Genomic DNA, 8,708 nt, shown 5'->3' with positions numbered 1-8,708 from the left:
GCTGAGGCAAAATCTATTTTGCGTAATTGAGTCGTTCGCATACAAAAACGTGTCGCTCGTCCCGTTGCGTAAAAAGCTAATAATTTTTAACATTATTTTTGGAATATAATAAGCAGCTACGAAAAGCTGTAGACCAAGAATTGTTTGGGGTTTTGCTATTTAGATGAGATTTTTTTGCTAGAAGCATTTGATTTTCTGCTGATTTCTTTTTCACCATTCCTTTTTAAAGTTTACTGTTTGATATGAGTTGCGAAAAACAAACCAACTTATGTTTAAACGAATTCTACTTTTTTTTCTTTTAGTATTTGGGGCGACAATGCCGTGCTATTCGCAAGAAATTTATACGGGTGAAGCTCAGTTCACTATTTCCAATTTCAATGGCCCGTTAACCGCCGAACTATCTAGTTATTATGGTGGACCGTACTACAGTATTCCAGAAACGGTAGAATACGACGGAAATATGTACACGGTTACTAGTATAGGAAACTTCGCATTTAACTTTTCAGGTATCTCCGAATTGACTGTTCCGAACACAGTAACCTCTATCGGTTATTATGCATTTTATTACTGCACTAGTTTATACTATATTTCTTTACCGAACACAATTACATCTATTGGTGCAAACTGTTTTGATAGCTGTTACTCCTTGCAAACAATTACACTACCAAGTAATTTAACCTCAATTTCTTGGGGACTTTTTTTTGAATGCTCTAACCTGAATTCTGTTATCATTCCTTCTACGGTTACAACTATAGAGCCACACAGTTTTTATAATTGCGATTCGTTAACCTCTATCGATATACCGGAAGGAGTTTCAACAATTGGGAATTATGCCATTAGTTATTGTGATAATTTAAATACAGTAACTATTCCCTCAAGTGTCACATCTATTGAAGACTATGCATTTTTCTTTTGCCCACAATTAACCAATGTAAATTGTTATATTGAATCTCCCTTAACTATAGATTCAACTGTTTTTGAGGGGATAAATTATGCTAATGCTACTTTATTTGTTCCATTTTCTAGCTATAATAGTTACTTAACTGCACCTGTATGGCAGAATTTTGGCAATATTATTACAGATGGTTGTGTTACGCCGCTCGTCTTTAACGTGTCTGGTGGCGGAACTACTTGTTCGGGAGTTCCTGGATATGCCATTTCATTATCCGATTCACAAACTAATGTTAGTTACATTCTTAACCGAAACAACGTATATGTGACACAAATGGCAGGAACTGGCTCGCAGATAACATTTCCTCCACAGGTCGCAGCGGGTACGTATACTGTTACTGCTCAACGTGCCGCTGATTGTACCCAACTTATGAATGGAAATGCCGTAATCGTTGCCGCAGCTGTGTCGCCCATGCCTACAGGTAGCGCTTCACAGCAATTTTGCGAAGGAACAACTGCTGCAAGTCTTCAAGCTACAGGAACAAATTTGAGATGGTATGAATACTTAAATTCAACAAGCACACTTCCCACAAATCATGTTTTAAGAACAGGAACATACTATGTTACGCAACAAAATTTAACCTGTGAAAGTGAACGTCGTGCAATCTCTGTTACATTACTACCTTTTGCAGCTGCTCCAACTGGCTTAACTACACAAGTTTACACGGGTACGGCTACACTCGCAAATTTAAGCTTAACGGGAACTGCTATAAAATGGTATGCAAGTGCATCGAGTACTACAGTATTACCTAATTCAACACCGCTAGTCGACGGAGCTACCTACTATGCCACGCAAACACCAGGACTTTGTGAATCTTTTTATAGACTACCCGTAAAAGTGAAAAAAGTAAGTGAAAATACACAAGCCTTTTGTAATGCAGCTACGGTTTCAAGTCTAGCTACTACGGCTACTGCTGGAGCAACAACAAATTGGTTTACATCGGCTAGTGGCGGGACAGCCCTCGCAGCAAACACTAATTTAACTTCTGGAACGTACTATCTTCAAGAAAGTTATCCCGCTATCTCTGAAACGCTCGGTGGTAGTTATACACAACCAGCCGATGTTTTTGCTGAACCATCTGGAAACATATTAGTAGCAAACGGAACCCATCCAAGTCTAAACCGCGTTACGTCATCAGGTAGCAATCTTTTGGCATTTAGTAACATAAGCGGACCTTTTTCTGGAATCTCAGGATTTTCAGATGGTAAGTTACTAGCTATAAGCAACACCAGCCTTTATCTTTTTTATCTAAGCAACAACGGTTCCTCTGTTGCAGCGGTTTTATGGGGTGGAAACCCGATCAATATTGCAGCTCAACCCGATGGCAAAATTCTTTACAACTCTAGTTCTACGATATACCGCATTAATACAAATGGCATAGATCAAGTTATTCTCGCAACGGGATTGAATAACGTATCCGATATTGCTGTTGAAAACGACGGAAAGATACTTTTTGCGGAAGCGGGTACAAATTCTATCAAAAGAATGAACGCAGACGGAAGCAATATTGTTACCGTGAGTAATGCATTTAATCAACCCAGAGGAGTTGCAGTTCAAGCCGACGGGCGTATTCTAATTTCTGATACAGGAAATAACGCACTTAAACGCATGAATGCCAATGGAACCAATATCGAAACCCTTTTAACCGGCTTAAACAGTCCACGTGGCATTTCCATAGAAAACAACGGTGCTATACTCGTTGCAGATCGAAACAATAACGCAATCAAACGCTACAAGGAAGTAACTTACTCCAATCGTGTACCAGTTACCGTAACTGTTGAAAGTACTCCAGCTACACCAGTTGGCGAAACCGCTCAAATTTATTCGGGCAGCACTACTTTGGGGCAACTAAATGCCTCGGGAACAAATGTAAAATGGTATAATGCCGCTACAGCCGGAACCGAGTTACCGAACTCAACTTCGGTAGTCGATGGAACTACCTACTACGCTGAAAGCAGTAACGGAATCTGCGCGTCGCCAACTCGTTTAGCTGTAAAAGTGAAAAATATCGGCGCCCCAAGCCAGTCGTTTTGCAACAGTGCAACGGTCAACGATTTAGCTGCTACACCCGCTTCCGGAACAACTGTAAATTGGTTTAACACTGCCACTAGCACGACCGCTTTAGAGTATTTTGAATCACTTTCAACAGGTACCTACTACATCGAACAAGAAAATCCAAGCGTCACCTCTACCCTTACAACTGGTTTCAATGCTTACGGCGTAGCCATTCAAGCAGACGGAAAAATTGTTGTGGCTAATCGAAACGGCAGTCAGATCCGTCGTTTTAATCCCGATGGTAGTGGTGTAGAAATTCTCGGCTCTGGATTTGGCAACCCTTCTGGAGTGGCTATTCAAGCCGATGGGAAAATCGTAATAACAAATTCCGGAGACAACACAATCAAGCGCATGGATGCCGATGGATCAAATATCGTGACCCTAGCAACTGGATTCAACAATCCGACTGGAATCGCTATCGATGCGTCGGGAAATATTTGGTTTTGCGACACCTACAATAACGCTGTAAAGCGAATGGCTGCAAACGGAACAGGCATTACCACTGTGGGTTCTGGATTTAATAATCCGCGAGGAATTGCCATCGACAGCAACGGAAAAATCTTAGTTGGCGATAACAGTTCGGCAAAAGTAAAACGAATGGATTCGGACGGAACAAATAGTGTAGCTGTTGGTTCCGGTTTTGGATATCCTTTCGCTATTGCACTTCGACCTAACGGCAAAATCATCGTTGCTGACTACGGAAATTTACAGGTAGTTCAAATGGATGCCGACGGTGGAAACAGAAAATTAATTGGATCAGGTATAGGCTATTGTGCCGGCGCAGCGGTCACCACTACAGATCAAATCATAGTATCTGATTTTGTGGCGAACTCTGTAAAGAAAATCATTCCACCAGTAACTTCAAACCGCTATCCGATTTCCGTTACCGTAACACCTAACTCGGAAAATACTACGACAATAAATACGTGTGAACCTTATACATGGGCACATAACAATCAGACTTACAACTATTCCGGAACTTTCTACGGAACTACGACAAACTGCGTTACCGAAAAACTTGTCTTGAATATTGGTTTTCCAACAGTTTGGGATGGAACCGAATGGACCGGCGGACTTCCAGACGCATCGCGCAAAGCAATTATCGCCGGAAATTACTCCGAAGCAGCAAACATTCATGCATGTACCTTAGACATTGTAAATGAAGCTGTAGTGGTTGTGCCTTCTGGATTTGATTTTGTTATCGATGGAAAAGTAACTGTGGAACCGGGCTCATCTTTAACGTTCCAAAATAACGCCAACTTATTACAAACTAAAGCGGTGGCTAATGAAGGTGAAATCACTTCAAAACGTATGGCATACATGCGTCGACAAGATTATGTGTATTGGTCTTCCCCAGTTTCCAATCAAAATCTGCTGGACTTTTCCCCACAAACACTTACCAACCGTTTTTACACGTTTAATGAAAATACAGGTCAATTTGCCGCTGTAGATCCAATTGCCAACGACTTTATTCCCGGAACTGGCTATATGGTACGTGCGCCAAACACGTATTTAAATCCGCCTGCAGCGCCACAAGCTTTTCAAGGAAGCTTTACGGGTGTTGCCAACAACGGTAATTACTCCCTAACGTTAACGCATGACGGTAATGGGTATAATTTTATTGGAAACCCCTACCCTTCGCCCATCGATGCGAATGAGCTCTTACAAAACGTAACAGGTACAGTTTACTTCTGGACACACACCTTGCAAGGCGTTGGCGTGTTAAACTACGCTTCGTACAATCTATTTGGTGGAATTGCTAGTCTTGCAGGAGGTGCTATTCCAAACGGAATCATTCAGACGGGACAAGGATTTCTGCTGAAAGTTACTGCTCCAACAACCCTAAACTTCAGCAACGATATGCGTGTTGGAAATAACGACGGGCAATTCTTCCGAACAGCTAATTCCGAAAAACACCGAATCTGGTTAAATTTAAGCTCGGGCGAAACCGACTTAAACCAGATACTAGTTGGTTACACTGCCGGAGCAACAAACGAATTAGACGCAGCATTTGACGGACCGTTATTAAGCAGCGGAAATTCACTATCAAGCTATGTAAACGATACACGTTTGGGCATACAAGCGAGAGCACTTCCGTTTGAAACTACCGATGTGGTAGCGCTGAATTTACAAGTTGACCAAGCGGCAAACTTTACGCTTGCCATAGATCATACAGACGGTGTATTTGCAGAAGGACAAAATGTGTACGTTAAAGACAACCTACTTAATCAAACACATAACTTAAGTGAGACGCCTTATACTTTTTATGCAGAAGCTGGCGCGTTTACGTCACGATTAGAATTAGTGTTTGAGGCTGAAACTTTAGGAATTGAAAATCCTACGAACAGCGGAAACAGCGTTTTGGCCTATCATTCGGGCGACACTGTTGTAGTAGAATCGGCTGCGGAAGAACTAAACAGCATTCGCATTTTCGATTTACGCGGACGTGAAATGTATTCCTCAAAACAAATTACGGGTCAAAAATTCAGCATTCCGCTCCCAGCCGGACAGCAAATGATTCTCGTTCAAATACAAACTACAACGGGAACAAGTACAACAAAAAAAGTGATGCACTAATTAAAATCGAAATCTACTCCAATAAGCCGCTGCAAAACAGCGGCTTATGTTTTTTAAATAAACTTGTAATTTATTTGCTCAAAATGATTTTATAACTAAATTTGCGCCCACATTAGACCAACCTCTGACGAGAATCGTGAATGTTGCTCTGATTTTAAATCAAATTTTTTAAAAAATGTCAGATTTATTAAAGTTCGTAAACGACGAACTAATCGCGAAAAAAGATTTTCCTGATTTCGGAGCAGGTGATACCATTACCGTTTATTACGAAATTAAAGAAGGTGAAAAAACACGTACACAGTTTTTTAAAGGTGTAGTGATTCAGCGCAGAGGTACTGGTAGTACTGAAACGTTTACAATCCGTAAAATGTCTGGTGCTGTTGGTGTAGAGCGTATCTTCCCAATCAACCTTCCTGCTTTGCAGAAAATCGAAATCAACAAAAAAGGTTCTGTACGCAGAGCACGTATCTTCTACTTCCGTGAACTTACCGGAAAGAAAGCGAAAATCCGCGACAAGCGAAGATAATTTGTTTCAGTGTTCAAATATCAAGTGCCCGTTTTCTTTGGAAAGCGGGTTTTTTTATGAATTTCGTAAAAAGTACACCAAGTTTTTTTCGCATCTGCAAAACTGTGTTAACATCAGAGAAAACGATATAGCAGCCGCAGATTTGGCTATCTTTGCCCGGTTTTAAAATTCTCAAAAAGATGTCAAATAACGCTGGAATTATTTACACGATTACTGACGAAGCTCCCATGCTTGCAACGCATTCGCTGTACCCAATCCTTAAAAAATTTTTATCGGCTGCTGAAATTAACATCGAAACAGCCGACATTTCTTTAGCAGCTCGAATCATGGCTGTTTTTGCCGACGAACTGCCCTTTGAAATAACCGACAACCTCTCTAAATTAGGATTGTTAGCCACTAAGCCAGAAGCTAATATCATCAAACTTCCGAATATCTCTGCTTCGATTCCACAACTCAAAGCAGCCATAGCCGAACTTCAAGCGCAAGGCGTGGCCGTTCCCGATTATCCGGCCGATGCAACCGACGCTAAAGCTATAGCAATTAAAAATAAATACGCCAAAGTACTCGGATCAGCAGTAAACCCAGTTCTTCGCGAAGGCAATTCCGACCGCCGTGCTCCAAAAGCAGTAAAAAACTACGCCAAAAAACATCCGCACAGTATGGGTAGTTGGTCGAGCGATTCAAAAACTCGCGTAGCCAGCATGTCTACAGCAGATTTTTACAGCACTGAAAAATCGATAACCGTACCTACTGAAACTACATTTGCCATTCATTTCAAAAACGAAAACGGCACAGTAACCGAACTGAAAAGCCCAGCGCCACTGCAAGCCGGTGAGATCATAGATTCGGCTGTATTAAGTATTTCAGAATTAAAGAAGTTCGTTGCCGAAGAAATCGAAAAAGCAAAAAAAGACGACTTGCTTTTTTCTGTGCACCTGAAAGCAACCATGATGAAAGTTTCAGACCCCATTATGTTTGGAGCTGTCGTCTCGGAATTTTACAAACCAGTACTTTCAAAATATAGCGAGACGCTTACAGAAATAGGTTTCAATGAAAACAACGGTTTAGGCGACTTGTACGATAAACTACAAGGACATCCGTTGCAAGCTGAAATCGAAAAAGCTATTGCCGATTTATACTCGGATCGCCCGGCACTTGCCATGGTTAATTCCGATAAAGGGATTACAAACCTGCATGTACCTTCTGATGTAATTGTAGACGCTTCGATGCCGGCAATGATTCGAACCAGCGGGCGCATGTGGAACAAAGACGGTAATGCGCAAGACACCGTTGCGGTTATTCCGGACCGTTGTTATGCTGGCTTGTACACGGCTACAATCGATTTTTGTAAGCAAAACGGCGCATTCGATCCGACAACCATGGGAAGCGTTCCGAATGTTGGTCTGATGGCACAAGCTGCCGAAGAGTACGGCTCGCACAACAAAACGTTTCAAATAAAAGAAGCCGGAACCGTATTTGTAGTTTTAGGCGATGGCCGCGAAGTTTTAGAACAAAAAGTACAAGCAGGCGATATTTTTAGAATGTGTCAGGTTAAAGACGCGCCGATTAAAGATTGGGTAAAACTTGCTGTGAATCGCGCGCGACTCAGCAACACCCCAGCTGTGTTTTGGTTAGACGACAAACGGGCACACGATCGTGAATTGATCGCTAAAGTACAAACGTACCTAGCCGATTTCGACACAAGCGGATTAGATATTCGCATTATGAACATTACCGACGCGACCGTACACACCTTAACACGATTGAAAAACGGCCTGGATACGATCTCGGTAACGGGTAACGTTTTACGCGACTACCTCACTGATTTATTCCCCATTTTAGAGTTGGGAACTTCGGCAAAAATGTTGTCAATTGTACCGTTAATGAATGGCGGAGGTTTGTTTGAAACAGGCGCAGGCGGATCAGCGCCTAAACATGTCGAACAATTTTTGACTGAAGGCTATCTGCGTTGGGATTCCTTGGGAGAATTCTTGGCTATTGGCGTTTCTTTAGAACATCTCGGACAAACGCAAAACAATGCAAAAGCACTTGTTCTTTCGGAAACTTTAGATCAGGCGACCGAGAAATTTTTAGATGAAGATAAATCGCCCGCGCGTAAAGTAGGTCAAATAGACAATCGTGGTTCGCATTTTTATTTGGCTTTGTATTGGGCTGAGGCGTTAGCAGCGCAAGAAAAAGACACAGACTTGCAAGAAACGTTCAAACACATTGCAGCAGCGTTACGTTTGAACGAAGAACAAATTAACGCCGAGTTTATTGCTGCGCAAGGAAAAGTTCAGGATATTGGAGGCTATTACCGTCCGAATCCAGCATTAGCGAGCAGTGCGATGCGCCCGAGTGCAACACTGAATGCAATCATCGGAAATTAAGCACGCGATTTCAAATAAACTAAACCGACAAGTGCGCATTGTGCTTGTCGGTTTTTTATTTAGAAATGATATGGTTTTAGCTTAGTTGATAGGTGTTTGGGATGAGTTTACTGCTTTGAGAAGATAGTTTCGATAGTTATTGGGATTGTGAAGTTCACCACTTCAAGTATCGTCGGAGCCTGAGCCTGTCGAAGGCCGGTGCCTGAGC

The 8,708-nt window shown here is 41.9% G+C and carries 3 protein-coding genes; all 3 read left to right on the top strand.

From position 1 onward, the window contains the following. Positions 1-268: 268 nt before the first annotated feature. The 3 genes from ACOVQQ_RS01090 (at position 269) to ACOVQQ_RS01080 (ending at position 8,500) form a co-directional block, all read left to right on the top strand. Complete coding sequence (locus ACOVQQ_RS01090) at positions 269-5,584, top strand: leucine-rich repeat protein (RefSeq protein ID WP_421816561.1); 5,316 nt, start codon at positions 269-271, stop codon at positions 5,582-5,584. 175 nt (positions 5,585-5,759) lie between these two features. Beyond that, positions 5,760-6,110: a 50S ribosomal protein L19 gene (gene rplS, locus ACOVQQ_RS01085; RefSeq protein WP_094486166.1), complete on the top strand. Its 351-nt coding sequence runs from the start codon at positions 5,760-5,762 to the stop codon at positions 6,108-6,110. Positions 6,111-6,289: 179 nt separating this feature from the next. Next, positions 6,290-8,500 carry an NADP-dependent isocitrate dehydrogenase gene (locus tag ACOVQQ_RS01080; RefSeq protein ID WP_421816560.1) on the top strand — a complete coding sequence of 737 codons (2,211 nt, stop codon included), beginning with the start codon at positions 6,290-6,292 and terminating at the stop codon, positions 8,498-8,500. The last annotated feature ends 208 nt before the right edge of the window (positions 8,501-8,708 follow it).

The organism is Flavobacterium sp., assembly GCF_049240005.1.
Lineage (GTDB): Bacteria > Bacteroidota > Bacteroidia > Flavobacteriales > Flavobacteriaceae > Flavobacterium.
Note: the sequence above shows the minus strand (reverse complement) of the source record. Positions and strands in the feature narration are given on the sequence as shown.

Bases quoted from the DNA above. Each gene is read 5' to 3' on its own strand.
- ACOVQQ_RS01090 (WP_421816561.1), top strand. From the start codon at position 269: ATGTTTAAACGAATTCTACTTTTTTTTCTTTTAGTATTTGGGGCGACA.
- ACOVQQ_RS01080 (WP_421816560.1), top strand. From the start codon at position 6,290: ATGTCAAATAACGCTGGAATTATTTACACGATTACTGACGAAGCTCCC.
- rplS (WP_094486166.1), top strand. From the start codon at position 5,760: ATGTCAGATTTATTAAAGTTCGTAAACGACGAACTAATCGCGAAAAAA.